The following is a 26425-nucleotide window of genomic DNA, read 5'->3' on the forward strand; positions in this document are numbered from 1 at the left end:
TCTCTGCTGCCGCTGGGGTGTTCAGACGCGCTCGACGATCGTGGCGATGCCCATGCCGCCGCCCACGCACAGCGTGGCGAGGCCGTAGCGCTTGTCCTGGCGCTCCAGTTCGTCGACGAGCGTGCCGAGGATGATCGCGCCGGTCGCGCCGAGCGGGTGGCCCAACGCGATGGCACCGCCGTTGACGTTGACCTTGTCCAGGGACAGCCCCATGTCGCGGACGAAGCGCAGGACGACCGCGGCGAAGGCCTCGTTGATCTCGACGAGGTCGATGTCGTCGATGGTCAGCCCGGCCCTGGCGAGGGCCTTGCGGGTGGCGGGCGCGGGCCCGGTGAGCATGATGGTCGGCTCGGAGCCGGAGACGGCGGCGGAGACGATCCGCGCGCGCGGGGTGAGTCCGTAGCGGTCGCCGACCTCCTTGGAGCCGATGGCGACGAGGGAGGCGCCGTCGACGATGCCGGAGGAGTTGCCCGCGTGGTGGACGTGGTCGATCTTCTCGACCCAGTGGTACTTCTGCAGGGCCACGGCGTCGAAGCCGCCGAGTTCGCCGATGTCCGCGAAGGACGGCTTCAGCCGGGCGAGGGAGTCGGCGGTGGTGCCGGGGCGCAGGTGCTCGTCCTGGTCGAGGACGACCAGGCCGCTGCGATCCAGGACCGGGACGACGGACCGGTCGAAGCGGCCCTCCTTCCAGGCGGTGGCCGCGCGCTCCTGCGAGAGCGCCGCGTACTCGTCGACGTCGCGCCGGGAGAATCCCTCGATCGTGGCGATCAGGTCGGCGCCGATGCCCTGGGGCACGAAGTTGACGGCGAGGTTCGTCATCGGGTCGTTGAACCAGGCGCCGCCGTCCGAGGCCATCGGCACCCGGGACATCGACTCGACACCACCGGCGAGGACGAGGTCCTCCCAGCCCGAACGCACCTTGGCGGCGGCCATGTTGACGGCTTCGAGGCCCGAGGCACAGAAGCGGTTCTCCTGCACTCCGGCCACCGTGTCCGGCAGTCCGGCGGCCACGGCGGCGATCCGGGCGATGTCGGAACCCTGGTCGCCGACCGGGCCGACGACCCCGAGGACGATGTCGTCGATCGCGGCCGGGTCCAGGTCCGGGAAGCGGTCACGGAGTTCGTGGATGAGCCCGACGACCAGGTCGATGGGCTTCGTGCCGTGCAGGGATCCATTCGCCTTGCCGCGCCCGCGCGGGGTGCGGATCGCGTCGTAGACATACGCTTCGGTGCTCACTGCCAAGCCTTTCACTGAGGGTGTTCAAAGACTCGCCGAGGGGTTTCCTCGCTGAGGGTCGTCAACAGCGTCGAGAAGTCCGGGGAGTTCCCAGTCCCGGGCCACGTCGGACGTGTCCGCGCCAGGCCGGGCGGGCCCGCCGCGCACCGAGGTGGGCGTCGCGGAGAACCGGGGCGCGGGGGCGGGCTGGGTGATCCCGCCGTGCTCGGTGAACGTGCCGCGTGCGGCGAGGTGCGGATGGTGCGGGGCCTCGCGCAGCGACAGCACGGGCGCCACGCACGCGTCCGTGCCCGCGAAGACGGCGGTCCACTCGTCGCGCGTACGGCTGCGGAAGCGGGCCGCGACCGCCTCGCGCAGCTCGCCCCAACGGGTCCAGTCCCGGCGGGCGTCGGCGAAGTCCGCGAGGCCGAGCAGGTGCACGAACTCGTCGTAGAACCGCGGCTCCAGGGCGCCCACCGCCATGTGCCTGCCGTCGGCGGTCTCGTAGGTGCCGTAGTACGGGCAGCCGCCGTCGAGGAGGTTGGCGGCCCGGCGGTCCTGCCAGCTGCCGGCGGCGAGCATGCCGTGGATCATCGCGGAGAGGTGGGCGGTGCCGTCGACGATGGCCGCGTCGACGACCTGGCCGGTGCCGGTCACGCGCGCGTGGTGCAGGGCGGCGAGGACGCCCACGACGAGGTAGAGGGAGCCGCCCGCGTAGTCGCCCAGCAGGTTGGCGGGGGCGGGCGGGGGCTCCCCGGGGGACCCGATCATGCCGAGGGTGCCAGTGAGCGCGATGTACGCGATGTCGTGCCCGGCGCGCTCGGCGAGCGGGCCGTCCTGGCCCCAGCCGGTCATCCGGCCGTAGACGAGCCGGGGGTTGCGGGCGTGACAGGGTTCGGGGCCCACGCCTAGGCGCTCGGTGACGCCGGGGCGGTTGCCCTCGATGAGGATGTCGGCGCGTTCGACCAGGTCGAGCACGCGCGCGGGGCCGTCGGGCGCCTTCAGGTCGACGAGGACCGAGCGCTTGTGGCGGTTGGTGATGTCGTACGCGGGGTTGACCGCGAGCACGGGGCCGCCGGGCCGGTCGACGCGGACGACGTCGGCGCCCAGGTCGGCGAGGAGCATGGCCGCGAAGGGGCCGGGGCCGATCCCGGCCAGCTCGACGACGCGCACGCCGGAGAGCGGGCCGTGCCCGGGCGTCGTTGCCGCTGTCATCCAGCCCCCAGCTTTGACACAACTGATGTAACACCAGTGATGGTAAGAACATGTTCCACTCAACACAAGGCCTGGGCGAGCAAGCGCTTAGCCAAGTTACCCGCCGTCAGTCACGCCGACCGCGGCCCTGCTCGTCCAACTCGGCTATCAGGCGCTTCGGGGCGATCGCGCGGTAGCTCTCCTCCGTCCAGTCGCACAGCAGCTCGGCGGCCGGGGCGCCCTGTTCGGCGAGGGGAATGTGCACCCAACCCGCCTTGCCGAGCCCGTATCCGGCGGGTTCGGCGCCGGGTGCGGTGAGCGCGTGGGCGTGGGCCGCCTCGTCGGTGAGCTTGACCGTCATGCCCGGCGGGTGACTGCCGTCGTCGACGCCGAGGAAGACGAACACCTTCTTGTTGACCTTCGCGACACTCTCGCCCCAGGGGAACTCCTCGACGGCACCCGGTAGCCCAAGGGCGAACTCGCGTACTTTCGCCCGCTTCTTCAGGGCGTTGTCGGTCACGGCCACCTGCTACCTCCGGGCTCGTCGTCGGGCTCCGCACTCTTCACGCTAGCCTCAGCCACCGACAGCGGCGCGGGCTGCGGGATCCAGGAGTGTCATGAGCAGGCTGAACAGGACGGACCGTCCCTACGACATCGTGCTCTTCGGAGCCACGGGCTTCGTCGGCGTGCTCACCGCGGAGTATCTCGCCGCGCACGCGCCCGAGGGCCTGCGCTGGGCGATCGCCGGCCGGGACGAGCTGAAACTGAAGCGGCTGCGCGAGCGGCTCCCCGGCGGCACGTCGGTCGGCGTGCTCCGGGCCGACGTCTCCGACCCGGCCTCCCTGCGCGAACTCGCCGAGCACGCGCGCGTGGTGGCCACGACCGTCGGCCCCTACGTCACCTACGGCGAGGACCTCGTCGCCGCCTGCGCGGACGCCGGCACGGACTGTCTCGACCTCAGCGGCGAGCCGGAGTTCGTCGACCTGACGTACGTCCGCCACGACGCACGCGCGCGTGAGACCGGCGCACGGCTCGTGCACTGCGCGGGCTTCGACTCGATTCCGCACGACCTGGGGGCGTACTTCACGGTTCAGCAGCTGCCGAAGGGGGTGCCCTTGGCGGTGGACGGTTTCGTGACCGTCGACGCGATGTTCTCCGGCGGCACGTTCGCCACGGCGCTGGCCCAACTCGGGCGCGGCCGACAGGTGTTGGCCGCCGCCCGGGAGCGCCGCCGCCACGAACCGCGGCTGGTGGGCCGCCGGGCCGGCGCGCCCATGGGGGCACCCCGGTTCGCCGGGGAGATCGGCTCCTGGGCGGTGCCCCTGCCGACCATCGACCCGCAGGTCGTCCAACGATCCGCGCGGGCTCTGGACCGCTACGGCCCCGACTTCCGCTATCGCCACTACGCGGCCGTACGACACCTCCCCGTGGCGCTCGGCGGCGTCACGGCGGTCGGCGCCCTGGCCACGGCCGCCCAACTCCCGCCGGCCCGCCGCTGGTTGTCCGACCGTCTCAAGCCCGGCGACGGACCGAGCCCGGAGAAGCGCGCGAAGAGCTGGTTCTCCGTGAAGTTCGTCGGCGAGGGCGGCGGCCGCCGGGTCTTCACGGAGGTCGCGGGCGGCGACCCCGGCTACGACGAGACGGCGAAGATGTTCGCCGAGTCGGCCCTCTCTCTGGCCCTCGACCAACTCCCGCCCACAGCAGGCCAGGTGACGACGGCGGTGGCGATGGGCAACGCGCTCATCGAACGGCTGCGCAGCGCGGGCATCACGTTCCGGGTGGCCGCGAGCCGGTGAGCGTGCCCGACCTTCTTGAGTACGCGAGTTGAGTACGCGAGCCCGCCGGGTCATGTACCGGCCGCCCCCACAAGGGAGTTCGAACGGACCCTCGGAATGGGATACGATGGATCATGAGCCGGTCGCCGGAACACCCGGAGTCTGGTCGCGCGTCGGTAGTCCAAGGAAAGACGCCCCGCTTCCTGCGGGGAGATGTAGGTGCAAGGCCTGCCCGGCGCTCAAGTCCGAGTCCCACACCGTCAGTTGCGGTGTGGGACTCGCTCGTTTCCCCACTGGCGCCTCACGGCCACAGCGTGTAGATCATCCCGCCGATCCAGGCGAGGCCCGCCGCCACGGACAGGACGAGCGCGACCATCACGGCGCGCTCGACGGGCTGGCTCGGGTGGGCAACGGGCTTCGGGGAACGGTGGGTTGTCATGCGGGACAGCCTGCCGATCACGCGGGCGCGGTCGCATCCGTACAGGTACTCAGATCAGGTACTCAGACGCGACTCGCCGCAGCCACTCAGGCAGTTGTCTCCCGCAGCGCCCGCCGGCACAGTGCGTCCGCCCTGCGCGTCGTCTCCGGGAGACGGAACTCCGGGGTCAACGCCAGGGTGTGGGCGCAGGCGTTGTCCAGGGTCACCCGGTGGCCCACGGACACGAACACCGGCTTCACCGCGTCCCGGGTACGCAGCGCGCGGCCGACCTCGTCGGCGTCCGCGCGGAGCGGGGACGAGGACCCGCGCGAGGTGCCCGGATCGTCGTACGTGAAGGTGAAGGGGTTCTTGGCGACGCCGATGGTCGGCAGGCCGGTGAGGACGCCGAGGTGGCTCGCGAGGCCGAAGCGGCGGGGGTGGGCGAGGCCGTAGCCGTCGCACACGACCAGGCCCGGCGGGCAGGGCAGGGCCTCCAACGCGGCCAGCACCGTGGGGATCTCGCGGAAGGCGAGCAGCCCCGGCACGTACGGGAAGGAGACCCGGCCGACGGCCGTGGCCTCGGCGACGACGGTGAGGTCCGCCGCGTCCAGGACGACCGCCGCGGCCACCACCACGTCCCGCTCGTCGTCGTAGGCGACATCAACTCCCGTGACGTGCCCGGTCCTTGGGGGCGGCCCCGGTTCGTCGGTCACCACCCGCTCCCGCAACTCGTCCTGGACGGCGCGGGCTTGCTCTTCGGTCGCGGGCCAGCCCGCGGGAATGCTTACGGTCGTCATGGTGGTGCCGAGCGTACGGCGATCTCGGTGGTGCGAAGAAACGGCGGGGGCCGTACCGCCCCCGCCCTTTCAGTCCTCCAGCCGTGCCACGCGCCCCTTCTCCCCCGCCGCCCAGCAGCCCAGGTCCGCCGCGCAGTCGACCGTGTCGTACGAGCCGGTGTCGACCGTCTTCCAGGTGCGGCCTGCGTCGGTCGTGAGGTCCGTGCCCGTGGGACCGACCGCGAGGGCCGTGCTGCGGCTGCGGGGCAGCCAGGTGACGCCGGAGCGGTAGGCGGGCGGCGGGGTCGTGGCGGCGCGCCAGGTGCGGCCGCCGTCGCCGGTGACCGCCGCCGCGAGCGGTGACGGCTGGTCCGCCGTGTAGTTGCCGCCGACCGCGAGGCCGTGCGTACGGTCGCGGAAAGCGAGGGCGAACACCCCGCGCGCGGGGTCACCGGCCGGGATCGGCGTGTCGGTCGCGGTCCAGGTGAGGCCGCGGTCCGCGGAGTGCAGGACACGCGCGCGTGCACCCCCGCCGGTGGCCAGCCAGACGTCCCTCGGCCCGGAACTCACCAGGCACTGGCCGCTCGCCGCGAAGCCCGCCTCGCCGTCGAGCGCGGCCGGCATCCCGGTGTTGGGCAGCACCTTCCAGGAGCGGCCGCCGTCGCCGGTCGACAGGATGCGGAACTTGCCGTCCACCGGGTCGCTCATCGCGAGGCCGTGCCGGCTGTCGAAGAAGGTCATGCAGTCGTAGAAGGCGTTCGCGTCGGTGTTGCGGAAGGACTCCGTCCAGGTCGCTCCGGCGTCGTCGGTGCGGTAGACGCGGGACGTCTCGCCCTCGCCGATCGCCAGGACCACCGCGCGGCGCGCGTCGAACGCCTCGATGTCCCGGAACTGCAGGTCCGCGGTGCCGGGCGGCGAGACGTTCCGCCAGCTCGCCCCGCCGTCGGTCGTCCGCAGCACGGTACCCGCGGTCCCGGCCACCCACGCGGTGTTCCGGCTGACCGCCGACAGCCCCCGGAACCGCACGTCGGCGGCCCCGCTGTCCTTGAGCTCCCAGTGCGGAGCCCGGTGCGCCGTGTCCCGCGCCTGCGCCGGTACGGCGGTCAGCGCGGCCAGCGCCGCCCCGCACGCCATGGCCACGGCCACGTTCCGGTACGTACGTCCCACCCGTCGCGTCTTCCCCATGCGCCTCATGGCGGGCGAAGCTAGCCCACTCCCCGGGGGCCGTCCAGATGCCCGCGCCCGCCTTGGGCGCATATGGGCGGCGGTGACAGAGGTCACTCGAAATTCGTGTGCACGGATCGGCCCGTTCCGGCGTCTCTTCCAGTGCGGACCCATCCACTCGGGGGTCCGTTCCGGAATCTTTTCAGGAGACCGTCCGGCCTTCACCACAGCAGCACCGCCGTCACACAAGGGAGCAAGGCGTTGTCCATCGTCATCGAGCAGCCCGTAGAGGCCCGCCTCGTCGCCGCCGCACCGCGGATGCCGAGCATTCCCGCCATCCTGCACTACGACCAGCGGGACCCGTTCGCCGTCCGGATGACCTTCCCGGCACCGGCCACCCTGGAGGGCGTCGAGGTCTGCTGGACCTTCGCCCGTGAACTCCTCGCGGCCGGTCTGCACGGCGCCGAGGGCCATGGCGACGTGCGGGTGCGGCCCTACGGCTTCGACCGCACCGTGCTGGAGTTCCACGCCCCCGAGGGCACCGCCGTCGTGCACGTCCACTCGTCCGAGATACGGCGCTTCCTGCAGGCCACCGGCGAGCTGGTGCCCGCCGGTCTCGAACACCTCCAGCTCGACCTGGACCACGACCTCGCCGAGCTGATGCGGGACGCCTGCTGAGCTAATTCCCCCGTGCCAGCAGGGAGTTGAGCTCGCCGTAGCCGAGCCCTCCCGTCTGCGCGCCGTAGGTACCCGTGTCCAGCAGCTCCCGCGCGGCACGGCGCACCACGGCGTACGCGGCCAGCGCGACGCTGGAGCCCGCGCTCACGCGCGCGACGCCCAGCGCGGCCAGTTCGGCGACCGGCGGTGCGCCGGGGCCGACCAGCACATTGAGCGGCGCGTCGATCCCGTCGGCGAGTTCCTCGACCGTTCCCGGCTCGACGGTCCCGGGGACGAAGATCCCGTCGGCGCCCGCGGCCCGGAACGCGGCGGCCCGCTCCAGGGTCGCGTCCACTCCCCCGACGCCCCGCAGAAACGTGTCGATGCGGGCGTTGATGAACAGCGGCACGCCCTCCGCGTCGGCGGCCTCACGGGCGGCGGCGATACGCTCGGCCTGCTCGGCGACCGGCCGCAGGACGCCCTCACCGCCGTGGAGCGCGTCGATCTCGGCGCCGTAGAGCGCGTCCTCGATGTTCACCCCCACCGCACCCGCCGTGAGCACCGCGCGGACTGTGTCGGCGACCCCCGCCGCGTCCTTCGCGAAGCCGCTCTCGATGTCGGCGCTCACCGGTACGGCGACGCTCGCGGTGATGCGGGCGACCGCCTCCAGGGCCCGCTCCCGGTCCAGCCGGTCGCCGTCCGGGACGCCGAGGGCCCAGGCGAGACCCGCGCTGGTGGTCGCCACGGCGGACGCGCCCGCGTCCTCGACGATGCGGGCGCTCGCGGCGTCCCAGGCGTTCGGCAGGACGAGCGGACGCCCCGGCACATGCAGCGCGCGGAAGGCCAGAGCCCGGTCACGGAGGGTGTTCTGGTTCGTCATACGCCTCACTCAAGCAGGCGTGGGCGCGCCCTGGCTGGCAGGAATCCGACCTCGGCGTGCGGGTCGCGGGCTCCCGCTTTAATGCGTTGACAGCCCCCCGAGGCCTTTCGTAGCGTTGCCCTTGCTTCTGTTGCCGTCGATCGGAGTAGGACGTTGCTCGTCTGAGGTTCTGAGACACCGCGCCACACACCCCTGAGGTGTGTCCGCCGTGTACGACCTCGGCGTCCGAGCCGTCCTCCGGAACAGGGCCTTCTCTCCGCCCCCGGGACCAGTCTCCCGCCTCGCGGTGTCTCGATACGCGTCCGCCCATGACCGCGTCAAGCAACCGCGAGGCCCTCATGCATACCTCCGTCACCTGTACGTCCCTCTCCTTCGCGTGGTCCGACGGGACCACCGTCTTCGAGGACCTGGACGCCGCCTTCGGACCCGGCAGGACCGGGCTCGTCGGTGTCAACGGATCAGGGAAATCAACCCTGTTGAAGCTGATCGCCGGTCGACTCGCCCCGGCCGACGGCACCGTGCGGGTCGCGGGCGACGTCGGCCACCTCCCGCAGAACGTCACGCTCGACACCGCCCTGCGCGTCGACGAGACGCTCGGCATCGCCGCTCAACGCTCCGCCCTGCACGCCATCGAGGCCGGCGACGCGGCCGAGGAGCACTTCGAGACACTCGGCGACGACTGGGACGTGGAGGAGAGGGCCATCGCCACACTCGGCGAACTCGGCCTGGGACACATCGACTTGGACCGCACCATCGGCGAGGTCTCGGGCGGCGAGTCCGTACTCCTGCGGCTGGCCGCGCTGTTGCTCGGCCGGCCGGACGTCCTGCTCCTCGACGAACCGACGAACAACCTCGACCTGTACGCACGCAAGCGGCTGTACTCGGCCGTCGCGTCGTGGCCCGGGGTGATGATCGTGGTCAGCCACGACCGTGAACTCCTCGACCTCGTCGACCAGATCGCCGATCTGCGCTCCGGCGAGATCACCTGGTACGGCGGCAACTACTCCGCCTACGAGGAGGCCCTGACCACCGAACAGGACGCCGCGACACGGATGGTGCGCGTCGCCGAGGCGGACTTCCGCAAGCAGAAGCGCGAACTGTCCGACGCGCAGGTCAAGTTGGCCCGGCGCAAGAAGTACGGACAGAAGATGTTCGAGCAGAAGCGCGAGCCGAAGATCGTCATGGGAGCGCGCAGGCGGTCCGCACAGGAGTCCGCCGGCAAGCACCGCATCCTGCACGAGGAGCGGCTCGCCGAGGCGAAGGAACGGCTCGACGAGGCGGTGGAGGCCGTACGGGACGACGACGAGATCCGCGTCGACCTGCCGTACACGGCCGTACCGCCGGGCCGTCAGGTCCTGACCCTCATGGACCTGGAACTCGCTTACGGCGCCCGGGCGGGCGGGCTCGATCTGCGCGGGCCGGAGCGGATCGCGCTGATCGGGCGCAACGGCGCGGGCAAGACGACGCTGCTGCGCACGATCGCCGGGGAGCTGGAGCCGGTGGCGGGCGAGGCGGTGACGCATGTCCCGCTGCGTTTCCTGCCGCAGCGGCTCGATGTCCTCGACGGTGAGCTGACGGTGGCGGAGAACGTGGCGCGGTTCGCGCCGGGCGCGACCAACAACCGGGTCCGGGCGCGGCTTGCCCGCTTCCTGTTCCGGGGTGCCCGCGCCGACCAGCAGGCGTCGACGCTGTCCGGCGGCGAGTGTTTCCGGGCGGCGCTGGCCGCGCTGATGCTCGCGGAGCCCGCCCCGCAGCTGCTGATGCTGGACGAGCCGACGAACAACCTCGACATGGCGAGCGTGCGGCAGCTGACCTCGGCGCTGGAGTCGTACGAAGGGGCGTTGATCGTGGCCAGTCACGACCTGCCGTTCCTCGAATCGATCGGCATCACACGCTGGCTGCTGCTGGACGGGGAGCTGCGGACGATCACACCGGAGGAGGTGGAACACCCGGCATAGCGCCCGTGCGGTACCCGGTCCGGGCCCTCCGGGCGCATCTCAGGAGGGCCACAGCCTCACGTGAGGGGTTTTGTCGGCACGGACGGGTGACGCATGATGGCCAACCGGTGCCCCGACAACGGCGCCGAAACGATCCCGCCGATACGGAGTCCCGCTCGTGCCCAGCAAGAAGGCCCTCGTCCGCCGACCCAGCCCGCGCCTGGCCGAAGGGCTGGTCACGCACATCGAGCGGGAGAAGGTCGATGTCGAGCAGGCACTCGAGCAGTGGGAGGCCTACGCGCACGCCCTGCGGGTGCACGGCTGGGAGACGCTCGAGGTGGATCCGGCCGACGACTGCCCCGACTCCGTGTTCGTCGAGGACGCGGTGGTCGTGTACAAGAACGTGGCGCTGATCTCGCGGCCCGGCGCCGAGTCCCGGCGCGAGGAGACCGGCGGGGTCGAGGAGGCGGTGGCCCGGCTCGGCTGCTCGGTGAACTGGGTCTGGGAGCCGGGCACCCTGGAGGGCGGCGACGTCCTCAAGGTCGACGACACGATCTACGTCGGCCGGGGCGGCCGGACGAACGCGGCCGGCATCCAGCAGTTGCGGGCCGTGTTCGAGCCGCTCGGGGCGCGGGTGGTCGCCGTGCCCGTGAGCAAGGTGCTGCATCTGAAGTCGGCGGTCACCGCGCTGCCCGACGGGACGGTGCTCGGGCACATCCCGAAGGTGGACCGGCCCTCGCTGTTCCCGCGTTTCCTGTCGGTGCCCGAGGAGGCCGGCGCGCATGTGGTGCTGCTCGGCGGCGACAAGCTGCTGATGGCGGCGAGCGCGCCCAAGACCGCCGACCTGCTCAGCGATCTCGGCCACGAGCCGGTCGTGGTGGACATCAGCGAGTTCGAGAAACTCGAAGGATGTGTGACGTGCCTCTCGGTCAGGCTCCGGGATCTGTACGCCTGAACGGGTGACACGGCCGCCCGTTCGGCGCCGGGACCTGCGGTCCTGCGGCCGTGCGGGATTCCCCGGCGATACGGCCTGAACAGCGATCTTTACAGCGTCCTTAACCTACGGTCTCGTAACCTACGGTTTCGTAGCCTACGATTCCGTAAGTTGCACAGGTCCCGGCACCGCTCGCCGGTTTGTTCAGTTTTGTACGACGTCCCCCTGGAGTCCCCGTGACGATCACTTCCCCGCACCTCGGCAGCCCCGCAGTCTGGACCGACGCCAAGCTGCTGTACGCGTTGGAAGAAGTCGTCGAGACCGAACTCAACCGGCACCTCAAGGTCACCAAGGACTGGATGCCGCACGAGTACGTGCCGTGGAGCGACGCCCGGAACTTCCCCGGCTTCTTCGAGGACGGCGAGGCCTGGGGCAAGGAGCAGTCCAAGGTCACCGAGATCGGCCGCATCGCCCTCGTCGTGAACCTCCTTACGGAGGACAACCTCCCCAGCTACCACCACGAGATCGCCTCCCTCTTCGGCCGCGACGGCGCCTGGGGCACCTGGGTGCACCGCTGGACGGCGGAGGAGGGCCGGCACGGCATCGTCATGCGGGACTACCTGCTCGCCTCCCGCGCGGTCGACCCGGACAAGCTCGAGGCGTTCCGCATGGAGCACATGAGCGAGGGCTTCGAGTCGGACAACCGGCACTCGATGCTGCACTCCGTGGCGTACGTCGCCTTCCAGGAGCTGGCCACGCGCGTGTCGCACCGCAACACCGGCCACCAGTCGGGCGACCCGGTCTGCGACCGCATGCTGGCCCGCATCGCGACCGACGAGAACCTGCACATGGTCTTCTACCGCAACCTCCTGAAGGCCGCGTTCGAGCTCGCCCCCGACCTCACCATGCAGGCCGTACGCGACGTCCTCGTCAACTTCCGGATGCCCGGTCACGGCATGCCCGGCTTCGAGCGCTTCGCCGCGCAGATGGCCATCGGCGAGGTCTACAACCTGCGCATCCACCACGACGACGTCATCCAGCCCGTCCTGCGCTTCCTCAAGGTCATGGAGATCGACGGCCTCGGCCCCGAGGGCCAGCAGGCCCAGGAGGAGATCGGCCTCTACATGGGCGGCCTGGACTCCGAAGCGTCCAAGTTCGACGAGAAGCTCGCGATCCGCAAGGCCCGGATGGCGGCGCGCGCGAGCGCCTGACCCGGATGGCCTCGGCCCGCCCGGCGATCGATTTGCCGGTGCGGGCGGCCGTCCCGCTGCGGCATCATTCCGCCATGCGTGAGAACAGCACGTCAGGGGCGGCGGTCGGCTTTCTGCTGCACCTGATCGACAGCGGGGCCGCCGAGCGGATACGGCGGCGGATCGGCCTCCCGGAGCCGGATCGCGAGCGGACTCCCGAGGCACGGCGCAACGCCGACCTGTGGTCCTGGACGAGGACGCCGGTGCCGACCTCCGTCCTGCTGTGGTCGCTGCAGGAGGACGACCCGGACCTGAACCAGTGGGTCTGGCGGCACATCTCCGCGGACAACGGGATGCGTCGCGCCATCGCGCGCGGTGTGCCGTTCGGCCCCGACCGCGAGGGGCCGTTGACCGTCCCCGACAGCGTGCGACTGGCGGACGAACCGCCGGTCCCCGAGAGCTTCACCCGCTTCGGCCTGGTCGGCGCCCTGCGCGAGGGCACCTCGATGCAGTCCGCGCGGACGGCCGCGTCGATGGTCCTGAAGCGCTCCGACTGGCAGGCCGTCATGGAGGCGGACCAGGACCGTCCGCTGCCCGGATACGCGCGCTGGGCGCTGTCCGTACGCCCGGACTGCCCACCCGAACTGCGCGCCCAGTTCGGCACGCACCGCAAGTTCACCCACCGCATCGAGCAAGCCGGCGTGCTCGGCGACCCCGCCGACTACGCGACCACCTGGAGCGCCGCGTCGCACGTCCTGAAGGTGCTGTCCACAGGTCACTTGATGTTCCCCGCGCGCGTGGCCGAGGCCGAGGACGCCCTGCGACCGCTCGTGCGCGAGCACTTGGCCGACCACGAGGACGCCTGGTCGGTGCTGGCGCAGCTGATCGACACGTTCCACGGCAACGCGGTGGAGCTGGTCGTGACGGCGGGAGCGGTCGCCTGAGCCGACCCTGAGGCTCTGAGGGGGGCGGAGCGGCTGGATTCGAACCAGCGTGTTCCGGTTCTGGAGACCAACGCGCCTGCCTCTGCGCTACGACCCCGCCCTTGCGACCGGAGCGTAATGCCTTGGCCCGATGTCAGTGCGGCCTGGTACCAATTGAGGCACTGGGGGAACTGCGGTTCGGGGGGCGTGAGATGGCGTACGGGGAGCGGGGTCGGCATACCCCTGTGGTCGATCTGGCCGACCGCAGGGCGCTGGAGCGGTACCGGCCCGCGGACCCGGCGACGGTCGCCGGGGCGCGGCGGCTGAAGGAGGCCGCGCTGCTGGACTTCGGGCTGACGGAGTCGGCGGTGGTGTCCTGGCTGTACGCGAAGTGCCATCACCAGATCCCCACGACCGCGGTGGACACAGCGGCCGTGGTCGCCTCCGGCGACGGCTCCTGCCTCCTGCTCTTCAACCCGGACTTCTTTGTCCGACTCGGCCTGGACGGCGTGAAGTTCGTGCTCTTCCACGAGGCACGGCACCTGGTGCAACGGCATCTGTTCGCCGACCTCGAACTGCGCGACGACCCGGTCTTCGAGCTGGCCGCTGAGGTCTCCATCAACCATGTCGCCCTGGTCCGGCTCGGCCGCACCGACCTGCCCCTCCTGGACGGCCGGCCGACGGGCATCGACCCACGGAAGATCCACCGGCTCTACCGCGACGACCTCACCGCACACGGCCTGGAGCCGGTGCCGTACGAGGAATTCATCGCGACCGACATGAAGGTGTTCGGCGAGCTGAAGCGCATGCGGCACCCTCCGGTCCCGGAGCGGCATCTGTGCGTGCACCTGGTGGACGGCTCGGTACCGGCCGACCAGGAGACGGTGGACGCGGTGACGTCGTCCGCGCTGCTGAACTCCCTGCTGGCGGCCCGGCGCGGACACACGGGCGCGGAGCGGGAGTTGCTCGACCTGATGGGTCGTACGGAGGACGGTTCGGCGCGGGCCGGCCGGATCTGGGGGAACCTCGGCGCGGGCGTCCTGCGCGGTGAGACGGCACGCACGCGTACGGTCCACTGGTGGCAGCGCTGGCTGGTCGACGTCCTCGGTTCGAAACTGCGCGACGGCGAGCGGCTGGTGTACCCGAAGAAGCGCGGCGCGCTGCTCGCGGCCCTCGGCCAGGACCCGATGCTCGCGCGCCGCGGCCCGGTCCGGGACAAGGTCCTGGTCATCGCGTACGACACCTCGGGCTCGATGCCGGACCAGGTGATCAGCTGGCTCACCGAACTCGTCGGCCGCATCGACGGGGTCGAGGCGCACTGGCTGTCCTTCGACGCGGTGGTGATGCCGTTCAAGCCGGGCGAGCGGGTGTACGGCGGGGGCGGCACGAGCTTCCAGGTGGTCGCGGACTACGTCGAGGGGCGTACGGAGGTGAACGGCCGGCGGTTCGACGTCACCCCGGACGCGGTCGTGGTGCTCACGGACGGGTACGCGCCGCCGGTCACGCCCGCCGAGCCGGACAAGTGGATCTGGCTGATCACCGAGGGCGGCAGCGAGTGGCCCGAGTCGCACAACCCGGCGATGGACTGCCATCGCGTCACGACAGGATCGACGTAAATGACCACGGAGACAGGGCAGTCGACGACCCCGGAGGCCGAGCGCGGTCGGCGTGAGCCGTCGCGTCTGGAGTCCTTCATCGACGCGATGATCGACATCGGGCAGACCGGGCAGATCTTCGGCGAGCACGGCATCGGCAAGACGGCGACGTTCTTCTCGCACATCGCCCGCGCCCACCCCGGGACCGCGCTGGTGTACGTCCCGGCGGCGAATCTGACGCCGGACGACCTGCTGGTCAACGCGCCGGTGCGGGACCCGGAGACCGGTGAACTGGTGCTGCGGCAGCTGGTGATGAGCCAGTTGAAGCCGGGCACGCCGTTCGTGCTGCTCATCGACGACTCGCTGCAGGCGGGCGACACGATCCAGTCGCAGCTGATGCAGATCGCCTGCAACTGGACGCTCGGCGAGCACGATCTGCGGGCGCTGGGCTGCGTCGGTGTCTTCCTCACGGACAACGAGTCGCTGTCCGAGACCTCGGCCCGGCGCGGCGACCTCGCGCTGCTCGACCGTATGGTCACGCTGCGGATCACGGCGAACGACACGTCCTGGCGTCGGCATCTGGCCGCCAAGTACCGCCCCTGGGACCTGAGTTCGGTGTTCGGCGTCTGGGCGTCGCTCTCGCCCGCGCTGCGCGAGCTGCTGTCGCCGCGCACGCTGGACCACGTGCTGGCCAACGCGAAGGAGGGCTTCCCACTCCGCTGGGGCCTGCCTCTGGTCGACGGCGAGCGACTGCGCCTGGCCGAGCCGGGCCCGGACGGCAGGCCCGGGCAGAACCGCACGGCGGAGATCCTGGACCGCGTCGCCGAGGCGCTGGGCGTGCCCAACCCGGCCACGATCCCGGACCCGGTACGGCAGGTGGTGCGGGCCGCGCTGCGCAACCGTTGGACGGTGCTGCTCCAGGGGCCGCCCGGGTGCGGCAAGACGGAGCTGGTCCGGGAGACGGTCCGCGCGGGCCTGGGCCGGGAGCCGCTGTACTTCTCGCTGCCGGTGACGAACGTCGAGGACCTGTGCGCACCGATCCCGTCGGCGGACGGCACCCTGGACAACCTGCTGGCCGCGAACTTCACCGGGCCCGGTCCGAAGGCGATCGTGTGGGACGGGTACAACCGCCCCAAGGACAAGGCCGCGTTCGCCAAGCTGATGGAGATCACCCAGGAGTGGTCCCTGGCGGGCCGGCGGATCGAGAATCTGCGGGCGCAGATCGCCGTCCAGAACCCGCCGTACCATCTGGGCCGCAAGCTGCTGGTCTCGCGGAACAACATCGCCCAGGCGACGAGGTTCACGGCCTCGCTGACGGTGGACCCGGCGGACATCCCGGCCAACGAGTGGCTGCTCGCACGGTACGGCGCGGACGCGGAGACGGTGCTGGAGTGGTGGAAGCACGACATCGACGACGACGGCCGCGCCTGGATCACCAAGCGCACGCTGGAGCGGCTCATCAAGCTGCACCGGCGGGGGCTGCCGCTGGAGATGGCGACGGTCTATCTCGGCGACGGCGAGTACGCGCCCGTGCCGCTCACCGCCCTGATCGACCGCTTCAGGGGCCGCCCGGTGACGGGACTGCGCGAACTGGCCCGTGACGCGGACGCCTGGGAGGCCCGGCTGCGCCGCGCCGCCGAGCACACCGACGAGGGCGGCGACGACAGCGACGTGGTCCACCAGATCCTCGCCAACGCGGAGTTGTCCCAGCTGAAGAAGCACCGGGCGGTGGTGGCCCGCATGGTGGCGCTGCTGCCGGCGAAGCTGCGAGCCACGTATCTGGTGGGGGCGTCGGAGCGGCAACAACGGTTCTGGACGGACATATTCACCGGGTTGGCGCGTCGCTGACCCCGTGCTCGCCCTCCCCCGGCCGCGCGGTGCGGTGCACGCTGCGTACGGCGGCCACGTCGGGGGCGAGCGGTGGTGCGGGGATGTGGGCGGTGAGTGCCTCCAGGCGGCGTTTGACGCTGGCGGCGATTCCCTGGCCGAGGACGAAGCGGGTGGGGGTGACCGCGCGGGGTGCCGTGTCGAGGAGTCGGTGGGCCTCGCGGCTGCGCATCCCGGTGTGGGACAGGACGAGGTGAGTGAGGCGGTGTTCGGCGGCGACGAGGGTCTGGGCGATGCTCTCGGCGGCGCGCAGATCGACGTGGTTGTCGGCCGCGCCGAGCACGGCCGCTGCCCTCACCCGGCCGAGGTCCAGCAGACCGACCCCGGTCGCGGTGGCGGCGGCCACCAGGCGCGCCGCGGCCTGCGGGCCGATGCCGTTGCTGGCGACGGACAGCCGGGTCAGCCGTCCGTACGGCGCGCGCTCCAGGGCGTCGGCGAGGAGGAGGGCGCCGGTGTCCCCCAACCGGGCGGCGGATACGTAGAGTTCGTCGATCGCACCCGCCGCGACGACGGCGGCGAGGGGTACGGCGCCGTCCGCGCCGAGCGGATTGCCGCCGATGAAGAGCCGCTCGATGCGACGCCCATTGCCGGCGGCGGCGAGCAGCGCATCGCCAAGGACGGCGACGCCCGCCGGATCGAGCCCGGTCTGCACGAGGTCGAGCGTGCGCAACGCCCGCGCGGACTCGATGAGTTCGGCCGCCGCCCGCCCTCCACCGCTGCCCAACGGGTTGCGCTTGAGCCACACCCCGGTGACGACCTGCGGCGAGGCCCGCAACTGGTCGGCGATCCGACAGGCACCACCGGCGGTGATCCCGTTGCAGCCGAGGTAGAGCGTCTCGACGTCCCCGCTCCCCGCGGCCACGACCTCGGCACCCTCGTCCCCGAGCCCATCGGTGCCGAGCAGCAAGTGCCGTACAGGAGACGGCCCTTGGGCCAACGCCTCGGCGACCAGCGCGGCCCCCTCCACCCCGAGCTCCTGCTTGCACAGGTCGAGCCGCCCGTCGGGCAAGGCCGTGCCTACGGCGAAGTCGAGGCGCTCTCCGGCGGGGCGACCCGCGCGCAACCAGTCGAGCAGCGGGGCAAGTTCGCCGACCGGTCGCGGCGGGACGTACGCCACACCGGCGAAGCCGATCGCCGGGGGCCGGGGGAACGGCGAGTCGGGGTCGGTCGGTGCGGGTACCGGGTCCGGTTCGCCCGGGTCGACGGACGTCGCCGCCTCCGGCGCGGTCGACGCATCCGCAGGACGCGCCTCGCCCGAGCCGGGCGACGGAGATTCCGAGGCCCCCGCGCCCTCCCCCGGACCCGCCACAGCAGAGCCTCCCGCGTCCTCCCCGTCCCCGCTCACCACGCCGCCTCCCGATAGTCCTTGAGGAACACCCCGGACACCGGGTCCCCGGACTCGCCGCGCACGATCGGGTCGTAGACGCGGGCCGCGCCGTCCACGATGTCGAGCGGGGTGCGGAAGCCGGCCTCGGCCATGCGGCCCTTCTTGGGGGCCGGGTTCTCGTCCGTGATCCAGCCCGTGTCGACGGCGCACATGTGGACGCCCTGGTCGGCGAGTTCGGCGGCGCTGGTGCGGGTGAGCATGTTGAGGGCGGCCTTGGCCATGTTGGTGTGGGGGTGGCCGGGCATCTTGTTGCGTACGGCGAACCGGCCCTCCACCGCGGTGACGTTGATGACGTACCGGCGGGGGCGCGGCGAGGCGAGCAGCAGGGGCAGCAGGCGGTCGCAGAGGAGGGCCGGGGCCAGGGCGTTGACCAGTTGGGTCTCCAGGACCTCCGCCGGGTCGAGGGCGCCGAGCCGGGCCGACCAGGAGTTCTCCGGGGACGGGTCGGGCAGGAGTCCGGCCTCGTCGGCCTCGCGGAGTACGACGGGCAGCGCCGCGGCCCCGCCCGCGAGCATCCGCATCGGCGTGAAGCCGGGCGCCTGCCGTGCCCCCTCCGGCAGCGCGGCGCGCTCCCCGGCGGCCAGCAGCGCGTACGACTGCGGAGGGCGTCGTACGGTCTGCGCGGCGTTGTTGACGAGGATGTCCAACGGTTCGCCCGCCTGCCTCAACTCCTCGCACAGGCCCAGTACTTGACGCGGGTCGCGGAGGTCGACGGCGAGCACCGTCAGCCGGTCCAGCCACTTCCCGCCACCCCGCTCGGCACGGAATCGCCGTACGGCGTCGTGCGGGAACCGCGACGTGATCAGCACCTCCGCGCCGTCCCGCAGCATCATCAGCGCCAGCTGGAAACCGATCTTCACCCGCCCGCCGGTGAGCAGCACCCGGCGCCCGCCCAGATCCGTACTCAGCGCCCGGCGCGCGGAGTTGTCGGCGGCGCACTCGGGACACAGCCGGTGGTAGAAGGAACCCACCTGTCGATAGGGCGACTTGCAGACGTAGCAGCTGCGCGGCTTGCGGTAGACACCCCCGCCGGCATCCGCGTGCCCCACCAACTCACCCGCACGCCCGACCACTTCACCCGCGGAACCCAGCGGAGCGTCCTCGCGCCGGTCCGACGCCCCCGTCGCCGTAGCCGCCATCGTCGCCGCGTCGGCCGCGGACACGTCGGCGCCGCGGCCCTTGCGGCGCCGTAGCCGGCCGTCCCGGGCGAAGGACGCGGCGACCTGTTCCGCGCGCAGCCGTACCGGATCGTCGACGGGCAGGTCGCGCAGCCTGCCCACCGTCCGGTGGAAGGCGACCAGTTCCGCCTCGGTGATCCCGCCCTCGTCAGTCATCGATTCCCGCCCCGGCCGTGCCATGAAGTGGGCCCCGGCCGGATTCGAACCGGCGTGTCCGCCTTGCCAAGCGGCGAGTCTGCCTCTGCTCTACAGGGCCCCCGAACGCAGCCCGGGGATCGGATTCGAACCGATGTGATTCGTCAGAGCACGACGTGCGCCTGCCTCTGCGCTACGCCCGGGTGCGCCCCCGGATCCTAACCGCACTCCCCCGCGCGCACCGCACCGAATAAACGCGCCCGTTCAGCGGGAGGTGGTGCGTCGGATCTCCAGGCGTTCCTTCTCCGAGAGACCGCCCCACACCCCGAAGCGTTCGTCGTTGTCGAGGGCGTACTCCAGGCAGGCCGAGCGGATCGGGCACATGCCGCAGATCCGCTTCGCCTCCCTGACGGAGCTGCCGGGTTCGGGGAAGAAGAAGTCCGCCCCGGTCTGCGCGCACAACGCCTCCTGCTGCCAGTCCAGGTCGGGCGAGGTGATCGTGTCGATGTGCATGACCAGGATCGTGCCGGTCGGCGAAAAACGTTCGATCAACGCGGGATCAACGCCGCGCTCCGGGGCCTCCGGCCACCCCGATGGTGGCGGCACGCCCGCACCGACGCACGGCGGCGCGCGGAACCGGTGTGAAAACAGGGAGAACTTCAGCGGTCACCGAGGGTGATCAACGCCGGATCCGCGAGCGTCTGCCGCGCCCCGGCAGCGATTGTCAGTGGGCGGTGCAAGACTCGGCAGAGCAGAGAACGGGCCCCTTCAACGAGGAGGGCAATGATGCTCACCACCCGTTTCGTCAACGGCGCTCCGAACTGGCTGGACGTCGGCTCCCCCGACATCGACAGCGCCATCTCCTTCTACGGCGGTCTCTTCGGCTGGCAGTTCCAGTCGGCGGGACCCGAGGCCGGCGGCTACGGCTTCTTCCAGCTCGACGGCAAGACCGTCGCCGGCGGCATGCCGCTGCCCCCGGAGCACGACTCGTCCGCCTGGACCGTGTACTTCCAGAGCGCGGACGCGGAGGCCACGGCCAAGGCGGTTGAGCAGGCGCACGGCGCGGTCCTGTTCCAGCCGATGGACGTGATGGGCCAGGGCCACATGGCGATCCTCAGGGACCCGGCGGGCGCCGCGTTCGGCATCTGGCAGCCGGGCCAGATGAAGGGTGTTGACGTCACGGGCGACCCCGGTTCGCTGACCTGGGTCGAGCTGTACACGCCGGACATCGCCGCGGCGGCCGCGTTCTATTACGCCTCACTCGGTCTGGAGACCTCCGCCGCTCCCATGCCGGGCGGCGACTACACCTGTCTCAACCCGTCCGGTGCCGGTGAGGACGCGATGTTCGGCGGTGTCGTCCCGCTCGACTTCGACCCGACCGGCGCGGCTTCGGGGGCGTACTGGCTGGCGTACTTCGAGGTGGCCGACGTGGACGCGACCGTGGCCAAGGCGCTGGAGACGGGCGGCAAGGTCTCCGTGCCGGCCACCAGCATGGAGGGCGTCGGCCGCATCGCCCAGCTCACCGACCCGCACGGCGCCCGCTTCGCCGTCATCAAGAGCGAGCCGCGGCAGGGCTGACAGGCCTTGCGCCCCGGGAGCGGCCTACGCGGAGGCGCGGTGGACCAGTGTGGTCGGCAGGATCACGCTGGACGGCGCGCCTCCGATGCCGTCGCGGACGCCCCGGCGGTCGAGGCCGCGCAGCAGCAGGCGGGCCATCAACCGGCCCATCTCCTCTATGTCCTGGCGGACCGTCGTGAGCGGTGGTTCGGTCTGTTCGGCGACCGGAAGCATGTCGTCGAAGCCGATCACCGCCACGTCCTCGGGCACCCGTAGCCCCTCCTCGCGCAGCACCTTCATGGCGCCGTAGGCGGTGAGGTCGTTGGCGGCGAACACGGCGTCCACGTCGGGGCAGTTGTCGAGGAGTTCCCGCATCGCGCGCTCACCGCCGCCCGGGGTGAAGTCGCTCTCCACGATCAGCCGCGGGTCGACGTCGACCATGACATCCCGGAACCCGTCGAGCCGGTCCACCGCGGACGTCTGGTCGAGCGCGCCGGTGATGTGCGCGATGCGGGTGCGGCCGAGCCCGACGAGATGCCGTACGGCCTCGCGGGCGCCGCCCCGGTTGTCGCAGTCGACGTACACCGTGGGTCCGGACGCGCGTGTCCCCTCGCTCCAGCCGGGCCTGCCGCCGAACACCGTGGGGACACCGGCCCGTTGGATCAGTCCGGGCAGCGGGTCGTCGAGGTGCAGGGAGAAGACGAGCGCGCCGTCGACATGGCCGCCGGCAAGATACCGGCCGACGCGGGCGTGGTCGTCGCGCCCTTCCGTGAGGAGCAGCACGAGTTGGGAGTCATGGGCGGTCAACTCCTTGCTGATACCCCGGAGTTGCATGGCGAAAAAGGGGTCCGCGAAGACACGGGTCTCCGGTTCCGCGATCACCACGGCAATGGCATCGTGCCGCTTCGTCACCAGGCTCCGGGCGGCCTGGTTGGGGACGTACCCGAGTTCGTCCACGGCCTGCCGGACCCGCTCGACGAGCGATTCCCGCACCCCGTCCCCGCCGTTGACCACCCGGGAGACGGTGGCCCGCGACACCCCCGCCCGCGCGGCCACGGCCTCCAGCGTGGGGCGCGGTGCTGTCTCGGTCACGTCTGGACCCCTCCTCGATGATGCGGATCAGGATAGCCGCGGCGGAACCCGATGGTGAGAGCGCTCCCAATACCGCTCCCCCTGCCGAGTGCGCCCTCGTCGACCCCGACCGGCCCGTCACTCACCCCAGTAGATCCACCCGCCGCCCCACCCCGTCCCGCTCGGCCCGCTCATACGCCAGCCACGCCAGCGCCAGGTCCTGCCACGGCAGTCCGACGGGGGCGTAGACGGAACGCACACTGGCGTCGGTCCGCCCCGGATGGTCCCCTCGCAGTACGTCGCCGAGCGTCGTGTCGATGTCTGCCGGGGTCAACGCGCCCACGGACTCGACCAGTTGGCGGTCGTCGACGACGACCAGCGCCGCGTCCAGCAGGTCGGGGGCGAGTTCCCGCTTGCCCGGCTCGTCGGCGCCCAGGCTGGTGAGGTGCTGGCCCTCCCGGGTGTCCGCGAGGGACAGCAGCGGGGTGCGGGACCAGGTAGCCAGCAGGACGATGTCGGCGGCCGAGGCGATCTCCCTCGGTGAGCCCAGCACCCGGCCGCCGTGCCGTACGGCGAACTCGGTCGCGCGGTCCAAGTCCGTGTCGTGGACGACGAGTTCGCCGTACGACCGCAGCGCACCCAGCCCCCGAACCATCAACTCGGCCTGCGCCCCAGCGCCGATCACCCCCACCACCGCACCTTCCGCCGACCCCGCGAGGGCATCCGTGCCCAGGGCAGCCGCCAGCCCCGTACGCCACGCGGTCACCGTCGCCGAGTCCAGCAGGGCGAGCAACTCGCCGTCCACGCCGCTGTGCAGGCAGAGCACGCCTCTCAACGCGGGCCGTGCGTCGGGGAACTTGGCGTTGACCTTCACGGTGTAGGCCTCGATGCCGGGCAGAAGTCCGGGCATCAGCGCGGTGGCCGTACCGGGGAACGGCAGGTCGGTGCGCACCCGTTGGCCCGGGATCGCCACCGCGGCTCCCACCGCGAGGAAGCCGGCCCGCAGCGCGGCGAGGCAGGCCGAGGGTTCCAGCAGGGCGTCCAGGGCGCTCCGGGTCAGCAGGCGAGTCATGCGCTCATGATCCGTCAGAAGCGGAGTCGGCGGCGGAATCGGTGCCCGAGTCAGCGGCGGGGTCCTCGACGGAGCCGGCAGCTGCATCCGGGCCTGAATCCGGGGCAGTTGAGGACTTCTTCGCCCTGCTCGGCTGCACCCGCTTCGGCTCCCCCGGCATCTTCGGATACTCCGGCGGATACGGCAGATCCCCCAGCCCGTGGTCGTGTTCGTCGCGGCGGGCGAGTTCGAGGAGGGCGTCCAGGGAGTAGCGGTGGTCGTCCATGTCGGCGTGCACGTCGCCGAGTTCGGCGAAACGGGCCGGCATGGTCGCGAGGTCGAAGTCGCGGGGGTGCGCGGTGCCGACCTCGTCCCAGCGCAGCGGGGCCGAGACGGGGGCGTGCGGGCGGGGTCGTATGGAATAGGCGGAGGCGATGGTGCGGTCGCGGGCGGTCTGGTTGTAGTCGACGAAGATGCGCTCGCCGCGCTCCTCCTTCCACCACTTGACGGTCACCTGGTCCGGCATGCGGCGGGCCAGCTCACGGCCGACCGCGATGGCCGCGCGGCGGACCTGGGTGAAGGTCCAGCGCGGTTCGATCGGTACGAAGACGTGCAGGCCGCGTCCGCCGGAGGTCTTGGGGAAGCCCTGCAGGCCGCCGAACTCGTCGAGTACGGCGCGTAGTTCATGGGCGGCGCGGACCGCGTCGTCGTAGTCGGTGCCGGGCTGCGGGTCGAGGTCGATGCGGAGTTCGTCGGGGCTGTCGACGTCGTCGCGGCGGACCGGCCAGGGGTGGAAGGTGAGCGTGCCGTACTGGGCGGCCCACAGGACGGCGGCCTGCTCGGTAGGGCACATCTCGTCGGCGCTGCGTCCGCTGGGGAAGGTGATGTGGGCGGTCGGGATCCAGTCGGGCATGTTCTTGGGCGCCCGCTTCTGGAAGAAGTTCTCGCCCTCGACCCCGTCCGGGTAGCGCTCCAGGGTGGTGGGGCGGTCGCGCAGCGCCCGGAGGATTCCGGGGCCGACCGCGATGTAGTACCGGGCGAGGTCCAGCTTGGTGAAGCCGCGCTCCGGGAAGAAGATCTTGCCTGGGCTGGACAGCCGTACGGTCCGGCCGCCCGCCTCCAGTTCCACCGCTTCGCCCATGCGAGCCACCGTAGGCCCGGCGCACAGACATCGCACACCGGGCGGCGAGCGACGTACGAGCGCAGAATCGGAACCATGGATCTGCCGGTGATGCCGCCCGTGAAGCCCATGCTCGCCAAGTCGGTGGCGAGGATTCCGCCGGGCATGCACTACGAGGCGAAGTGGGACGGCTTCCGGGCGATCGTGTTCCGCGACGGCGGAGAGGTCGAGCTGGGCTCCCGTACCGGAAAGCCGCTGACCAGGTACTTTCCCGAACTGGTCGAGGCGCTGAAGGATCGGGTCCCGGAGCGGTGCGTGCTGGACGGGGAGATCGTGATCGCCCGGGACGGGCGGCTCGACTTCGACGCGCTGACCGAGCGCATCCACCCGGCCGAGTCGCGGGTGCGGACGCTGGCCGAGCGGACCCCGGCCTCCTTCGTCGCCTTCGACCTGCTGGCCCTGGCCGACGAGTCACTGCTCGACGTGCCGCTCGGCGACCGCCGGGCGCTCCTCGAACGGGCGCTGTCCGGCGCGACCGCACCCGTGCACCTGGCGCCCGCGACCACCGACATCGACGTGGCGCAACGCTGGTTCGAGCAGTACGAGGGCGCCGGGCTCGACGGTGTCGTCGCCAAGCCGCTTGACCTGCGCTACCGCCCGGACGAGCGCGCCATGTTCAAGATCAAGCACGAGCGGACCGCGGACGCCGTCGTCGCCGGCTACCGCCTCCACAAGAGCGGCCCCGTCGTGGGCTCGCTCCTTCTCGGTCTCTACGACGGTCAGGGCGCCCTCCAGCACGTGGGAGTGTCCGCCGCCTTCACCATGAAGCGCCGCGCCGAACTCATCGACGAACTCGCGCCCCTGCGCATGGACGACCCGGCCGGGCATCCGTGGGCGGCCTGGGCGGAGGAGGCCGCGCACGAGTCAGCTCGGCTTCCGGGCGCCCCGAGCCGCTGGTCCGGCAAGAAGGACCTCTCCTGGGTACCGCTCCGGCCGGAGCGGGTGGCCGAGGTGGCGTACGACCACATGGAGAACGGCGCGCGCTTCCGGCACACGGCGCGTTTCCGCCGCTGGCGCCCCGACCGCACCCCCGAGAGCTGCACGTACGCGCAGCTGGAGGAGCCGGTCCGCTACGACCTCGCGGAGATCCTCGGCCCGTAGAAGTCGGTCTCAGGACGCGCGGGACTCACAGAGATCGCCGGACTGAGCCCCTCCGTATTTTCCAGTGGGCCGATCGGCCCAATCAGCGCGCACAATCACAACCGAGCGGGTATGGCCACCAATGAACTTATAAGCGCACAATCGAAAACACAGACTTGGTGGCAACGGTGGGCATGGGACAAAGGGCGCCCGAGCGGCGCGGCGCGAGAAGAGCGGCGCTGCTGGCCGCCACGATGACGGCCTCCCTGGCGGTGGGCTGCACGGCACATCACGGCGGCTCCGCCGACGACGGGCGCGGACAGAGCCGGCCCCCCGCACAGACCCCGGCCCAGAGCCCGAGCGCCGACGGGACGGTCGCCCCCGCCGCCGGTCCACTGCTCGCGGTGAAGATCGACAATGTGTCCGCCGCCCGCCCCCAGACCGGTCTGGACTCGGCGGACATCGTGTACGCGGAGCAGGTCGAGGGCGGCCTGAGCCGGCTGATGGCGGTGTTCGCCACCAAGCTGCCCAAGTCCGTCGGCCCGGTGCGCAGCGCCCGCGTGTCCGACCTGGAGCTGCTGCGCCAGTTCGACGACCCGACGCTCGCCTTCTCCGGCGCGCAGCACAAGCTCCTGCCGCTGATCGCCAAGGCCCCGCTGCGATCGGCGTCGCCGGACGAGGTGTCCAGCGCCTACTACCGGGGCGTCGACAAATCCGCCCCGCACAACCTCTACCTCCACCCGAACAAGCTGCTCTCCTCCGCCCCGGGCGCGGCAGCCCTGACGACCGGCTTCCGCTACGGCACGGCCCCTGCGGGCGGCAAACCCACCGCCTCCCGCACCGTGCGCTACCCGGCGGCCCGCTTCACCTTCACCTGGTCCGGGAGCAAGCACCGCTGGCAGGTCAGCGAGGACGGCACGCCCACCGTCCTGACCGACGGCAAGCGACTGGCTCCGGCGACGGTCGTCGTGCAGTACGTGAAGATCCGCAAGTCCAAGTACCACGACGTCCTCGGCAACAACACGCCGTACACGGAGACCGTCGGCTCCGGGAAGGCGGACGTCCTGCGGGACGGCCGTACGTTCAGCGTCGACTGGAAGCGCCAAAAGGCCACGGACGGAACGCAGTTCACGACCTCGGACGGCAAGCCCATGAACTTCGCGAAGGGCCAGGTCTGGGTGGTGTTCGCGAAGGCGTGATGCCGGGCGGCCGAAGCGCCCTGAAGGGGCGCGGGGAACTGC

24 protein-coding genes and 3 tRNA genes are annotated in these 26425 nt (G+C 71.6%); 11 read left to right on the forward strand and 16 right to left on the reverse strand.

Annotated features, from left to right (window positions below):
* Nucleotides 1-21: 21 nt before the first annotated feature.
* The 3 genes from OG504_RS09985 to OG504_RS09995 all read right to left on the reverse strand — a co-directional run bounded on the left by OG504_RS09985 (nt 22) and on the right by OG504_RS09995 (nt 2935).
* A complete protein-coding gene (locus OG504_RS09985) occupies nt 22-1236 on the reverse strand; it encodes an acetyl-CoA C-acetyltransferase (protein ID WP_405989459.1) in 1215 nt (404 codons plus the stop codon).
* Between the two features lie 24 nt (nt 1237-1260).
* Nucleotides 1261-2430, reverse strand: coding sequence for a CaiB/BaiF CoA transferase family protein (locus tag OG504_RS09990; RefSeq protein ID WP_405989460.1), 1170 nt, complete (start codon nt 2428-2430; stop codon nt 1261-1263).
* 106 nt (nt 2431-2536) lie between these two features.
* A complete protein-coding gene (locus OG504_RS09995; protein WP_405989461.1) occupies nt 2537-2935 on the reverse strand; it encodes an MmcQ/YjbR family DNA-binding protein in 399 nt (132 codons plus the stop codon).
* Nucleotides 2936-3026: 91 nt separating this feature from the next.
* On the opposite strand from OG504_RS09995, the gene OG504_RS10000 reads away from it, so the two are divergent.
* The gene (locus OG504_RS10000; protein WP_405989462.1) at nt 3027-4205 is read left to right on the forward strand and encodes a saccharopine dehydrogenase family protein; all 1179 of its coding nucleotides are present in this window, start codon (nt 3027-3029) and stop codon (nt 4203-4205) included.
* 280 nt (nt 4206-4485) lie between these two features.
* Here the strand turns inward: OG504_RS10000 and mmpA are convergent, their stop codons facing one another.
* The 3 genes from mmpA to OG504_RS10015 form a co-directional block, all read right to left on the reverse strand.
* Nucleotides 4486-4623 (reverse strand): morphogenic membrane protein MmpA, encoded by a 138-nt coding sequence (gene mmpA / locus OG504_RS10005; protein ID WP_199810979.1) that lies wholly within the window; start codon nt 4621-4623, stop codon nt 4486-4488.
* 86 nt (nt 4624-4709) lie between these two features.
* On the reverse strand, nt 4710-5399 hold the full coding sequence (locus tag OG504_RS10010; RefSeq protein WP_405989463.1) for an endonuclease V: 690 nt from the start codon (nt 5397-5399) through the stop codon (nt 4710-4712).
* A 69-nt stretch (nt 5400-5468) separates the two neighbouring features.
* Nucleotides 5469-6563 carry a WD40/YVTN/BNR-like repeat-containing protein gene (locus OG504_RS10015; protein WP_405989464.1) on the reverse strand — a complete coding sequence of 365 codons (1095 nt, stop codon included), beginning with the start codon at nt 6561-6563 and terminating at the stop codon, nt 5469-5471.
* 240 nt (nt 6564-6803) lie between these two features.
* Between OG504_RS10015 and OG504_RS10020 the strand changes: the two genes are divergently transcribed.
* Nucleotides 6804-7220, forward strand: a complete 417-nt coding sequence (locus OG504_RS10020; RefSeq protein WP_405989465.1) for an SsgA family sporulation/cell division regulator — start codon at nt 6804-6806, stop codon at nt 7218-7220.
* 1 nt (nt 7221) lies between these two features.
* Here OG504_RS10020 and OG504_RS10025 read toward each other — a convergent pair whose 3' ends face one another.
* Nucleotides 7222-8079: an isocitrate lyase/phosphoenolpyruvate mutase family protein gene (locus tag OG504_RS10025; protein ID WP_405989466.1), complete on the reverse strand. Its 858-nt coding sequence runs from the start codon at nt 8077-8079 to the stop codon at nt 7222-7224.
* A gap of 338 nt (nt 8080-8417) precedes the next feature.
* On the opposite strand from OG504_RS10025, the gene OG504_RS10030 reads away from it, so the two are divergent.
* The 4 genes from OG504_RS10030 to OG504_RS10045 all read left to right on the forward strand — a co-directional run bounded on the left by OG504_RS10030 (nt 8418) and on the right by OG504_RS10045 (nt 13084).
* Entirely contained in the window at nt 8418-10037 is a 1620-nt protein-coding gene (locus OG504_RS10030) for an ABC-F family ATP-binding cassette domain-containing protein (protein WP_405996291.1), read from the forward strand.
* 157 nt (nt 10038-10194) lie between these two features.
* On the forward strand, nt 10195-10971 hold the full coding sequence (ddaH, locus tag OG504_RS10035) for a dimethylargininase (RefSeq protein WP_405989467.1): 777 nt from the start codon (nt 10195-10197) through the stop codon (nt 10969-10971).
* A gap of 215 nt (nt 10972-11186) precedes the next feature.
* Entirely contained in the window at nt 11187-12161 is a 975-nt protein-coding gene (locus OG504_RS10040) for an acyl-ACP desaturase (RefSeq protein ID WP_366430043.1), read from the forward strand.
* Nucleotides 12162-12235: 74 nt separating this feature from the next.
* Nucleotides 12236-13084: a hypothetical protein gene (locus OG504_RS10045; protein ID WP_405989468.1), complete on the forward strand. Its 849-nt coding sequence runs from the start codon at nt 12236-12238 to the stop codon at nt 13082-13084.
* Nucleotides 13085-13107: 23 nt separating this feature from the next.
* On the opposite strand, the gene OG504_RS10050 is transcribed toward OG504_RS10045, so the two are convergent.
* Nucleotides 13108-13183 (reverse strand) — tRNA-Trp (locus tag OG504_RS10050).
* A 92-nt stretch (nt 13184-13275) separates the two neighbouring features.
* On the opposite strand from OG504_RS10050, the gene OG504_RS10055 reads away from it, so the two are divergent.
* Together OG504_RS10055 and OG504_RS10060 are read left to right on the forward strand one after the other, a co-directional pair.
* A complete protein-coding gene (locus OG504_RS10055) occupies nt 13276-14679 on the forward strand; it encodes a DUF2201 family putative metallopeptidase (RefSeq protein WP_405989469.1) in 1404 nt (467 codons plus the stop codon).
* Nucleotides 14680-16506 carry an AAA family ATPase gene (locus tag OG504_RS10060; RefSeq protein ID WP_405989470.1) on the forward strand — a complete coding sequence of 609 codons (1827 nt, stop codon included), beginning with the start codon at nt 14680-14682 and terminating at the stop codon, nt 16504-16506.
* On the opposite strand, the gene OG504_RS10065 is transcribed toward OG504_RS10060, so the two are convergent.
* From OG504_RS10065 to OG504_RS10085, 5 genes are all read right to left on the reverse strand, one after another.
* Entirely contained in the window at nt 16484-17890 is a 1407-nt protein-coding gene (locus OG504_RS10065) for a ribonuclease inhibitor (RefSeq protein ID WP_405989471.1), read from the reverse strand. The genes OG504_RS10060 and OG504_RS10065 overlap by 23 nt on opposite strands.
* On the reverse strand, nt 17887-19266 hold the full coding sequence (locus OG504_RS10070; RefSeq protein ID WP_405989472.1) for an SDR family oxidoreductase: 1380 nt from the start codon (nt 19264-19266) through the stop codon (nt 17887-17889). Before OG504_RS10070 ends, OG504_RS10065 begins: the two co-directional genes overlap by 4 nt.
* A gap of 29 nt (nt 19267-19295) precedes the next feature.
* A tRNA-Ala gene (locus tag OG504_RS10075) sits at nt 19296-19366 on the reverse strand.
* A 10-nt stretch (nt 19367-19376) separates the two neighbouring features.
* A tRNA-OTHER gene (locus tag OG504_RS10080) sits at nt 19377-19449 on the reverse strand.
* 60 nt (nt 19450-19509) lie between these two features.
* Nucleotides 19510-19758 carry a WhiB family transcriptional regulator gene (locus tag OG504_RS10085; protein WP_366430037.1) on the reverse strand — a complete coding sequence of 83 codons (249 nt, stop codon included), beginning with the start codon at nt 19756-19758 and terminating at the stop codon, nt 19510-19512.
* A 273-nt stretch (nt 19759-20031) separates the two neighbouring features.
* Here OG504_RS10085 and OG504_RS10090 point away from each other — a divergent pair, with 273 nt between their 5' ends.
* Nucleotides 20032-20823, forward strand: a complete 792-nt coding sequence (locus tag OG504_RS10090; protein WP_405989473.1) for a VOC family protein — start codon at nt 20032-20034, stop codon at nt 20821-20823.
* Nucleotides 20824-20847: 24 nt separating this feature from the next.
* On the opposite strand, the gene OG504_RS10095 is transcribed toward OG504_RS10090, so the two are convergent.
* The 3 genes from OG504_RS10095 to ligD form a co-directional block, all read right to left on the reverse strand.
* Nucleotides 20848-21894 carry a LacI family DNA-binding transcriptional regulator gene (locus OG504_RS10095; RefSeq protein WP_033281711.1) on the reverse strand — a complete coding sequence of 349 codons (1047 nt, stop codon included), beginning with the start codon at nt 21892-21894 and terminating at the stop codon, nt 20848-20850.
* A 121-nt stretch (nt 21895-22015) separates the two neighbouring features.
* Complete coding sequence (locus OG504_RS10100; RefSeq protein WP_405989474.1) at nt 22016-22945, reverse strand: ornithine cyclodeaminase family protein; 930 nt, start codon at nt 22943-22945, stop codon at nt 22016-22018.
* A 4-nt stretch (nt 22946-22949) separates the two neighbouring features.
* Entirely contained in the window at nt 22950-24065 is a 1116-nt protein-coding gene (ligD, locus tag OG504_RS10105) for a non-homologous end-joining DNA ligase (protein ID WP_405989475.1), read from the reverse strand.
* Nucleotides 24066-24140: 75 nt separating this feature from the next.
* On the opposite strand from ligD, the gene OG504_RS10110 reads away from it, so the two are divergent.
* Both OG504_RS10110 and OG504_RS10115 read left to right on the forward strand, forming a co-directional pair.
* Nucleotides 24141-25205: an ATP-dependent DNA ligase gene (locus tag OG504_RS10110; protein WP_405989476.1), complete on the forward strand. Its 1065-nt coding sequence runs from the start codon at nt 24141-24143 to the stop codon at nt 25203-25205.
* 173 nt (nt 25206-25378) lie between these two features.
* Complete coding sequence (locus tag OG504_RS10115; RefSeq protein ID WP_405989477.1) at nt 25379-26383, forward strand: DUF3048 domain-containing protein; 1005 nt, start codon at nt 25379-25381, stop codon at nt 26381-26383.
* The last annotated feature ends 42 nt before the right edge of the window (nt 26384-26425 follow it).

This window comes from Streptomyces sp. NBC_00986 (assembly GCF_045162565.1).
Taxonomy (GTDB): Bacteria; Actinomycetota; Actinomycetes; order Streptomycetales; family Streptomycetaceae; genus Streptomyces.

Bases quoted from the DNA above. Each gene is read 5' to 3' on its own strand.
- OG504_RS10085 (WP_366430037.1), bottom strand. From the start codon at position 19,758: ATGCACATCGACACGATCACCTCGCCCGACCTGGACTGGCAGCAGGAG.
- OG504_RS10090 (WP_405989473.1), top strand. From the start codon at position 20,032: ATGCTCACCACCCGTTTCGTCAACGGCGCTCCGAACTGGCTGGACGTC.
- OG504_RS10055 (WP_405989469.1), top strand. From the start codon at position 13,276: ATGGCGTACGGGGAGCGGGGTCGGCATACCCCTGTGGTCGATCTGGCC.
- mmpA (WP_199810979.1), bottom strand. From the start codon at position 4,623: ATGACAACCCACCGTTCCCCGAAGCCCGTTGCCCACCCGAGCCAGCCC.
- OG504_RS10110 (WP_405989476.1), top strand. From the start codon at position 24,141: ATGGATCTGCCGGTGATGCCGCCCGTGAAGCCCATGCTCGCCAAGTCG.
- OG504_RS10030 (WP_405996291.1), top strand. From the start codon at position 8,418: ATGCATACCTCCGTCACCTGTACGTCCCTCTCCTTCGCGTGGTCCGAC.
- OG504_RS10060 (WP_405989470.1), top strand. From the start codon at position 14,680: ATGACCACGGAGACAGGGCAGTCGACGACCCCGGAGGCCGAGCGCGGT.
- OG504_RS10010 (WP_405989463.1), bottom strand. From the start codon at position 5,399: ATGACGACCGTAAGCATTCCCGCGGGCTGGCCCGCGACCGAAGAGCAA.
- OG504_RS10070 (WP_405989472.1), bottom strand. From the start codon at position 19,266: ATGACTGACGAGGGCGGGATCACCGAGGCGGAACTGGTCGCCTTCCAC.
- OG504_RS10100 (WP_405989474.1), bottom strand. From the start codon at position 22,945: ATGACTCGCCTGCTGACCCGGAGCGCCCTGGACGCCCTGCTGGAACCC.
- OG504_RS10025 (WP_405989466.1), bottom strand. From the start codon at position 8,079: ATGACGAACCAGAACACCCTCCGTGACCGGGCTCTGGCCTTCCGCGCG.
- OG504_RS10015 (WP_405989464.1), bottom strand. From the start codon at position 6,563: ATGGGGAAGACGCGACGGGTGGGACGTACGTACCGGAACGTGGCCGTG.
- ligD (WP_405989475.1), bottom strand. From the start codon at position 24,065: ATGGGCGAAGCGGTGGAACTGGAGGCGGGCGGCCGGACCGTACGGCTG.
- OG504_RS10000 (WP_405989462.1), top strand. From the start codon at position 3,027: ATGAGCAGGCTGAACAGGACGGACCGTCCCTACGACATCGTGCTCTTC.
- OG504_RS09990 (WP_405989460.1), bottom strand. From the start codon at position 2,430: ATGACAGCGGCAACGACGCCCGGGCACGGCCCGCTCTCCGGCGTGCGC.
- OG504_RS10115 (WP_405989477.1), top strand. From the start codon at position 25,379: ATGGGACAAAGGGCGCCCGAGCGGCGCGGCGCGAGAAGAGCGGCGCTG.
- OG504_RS10045 (WP_405989468.1), top strand. From the start codon at position 12,236: ATGCGTGAGAACAGCACGTCAGGGGCGGCGGTCGGCTTTCTGCTGCAC.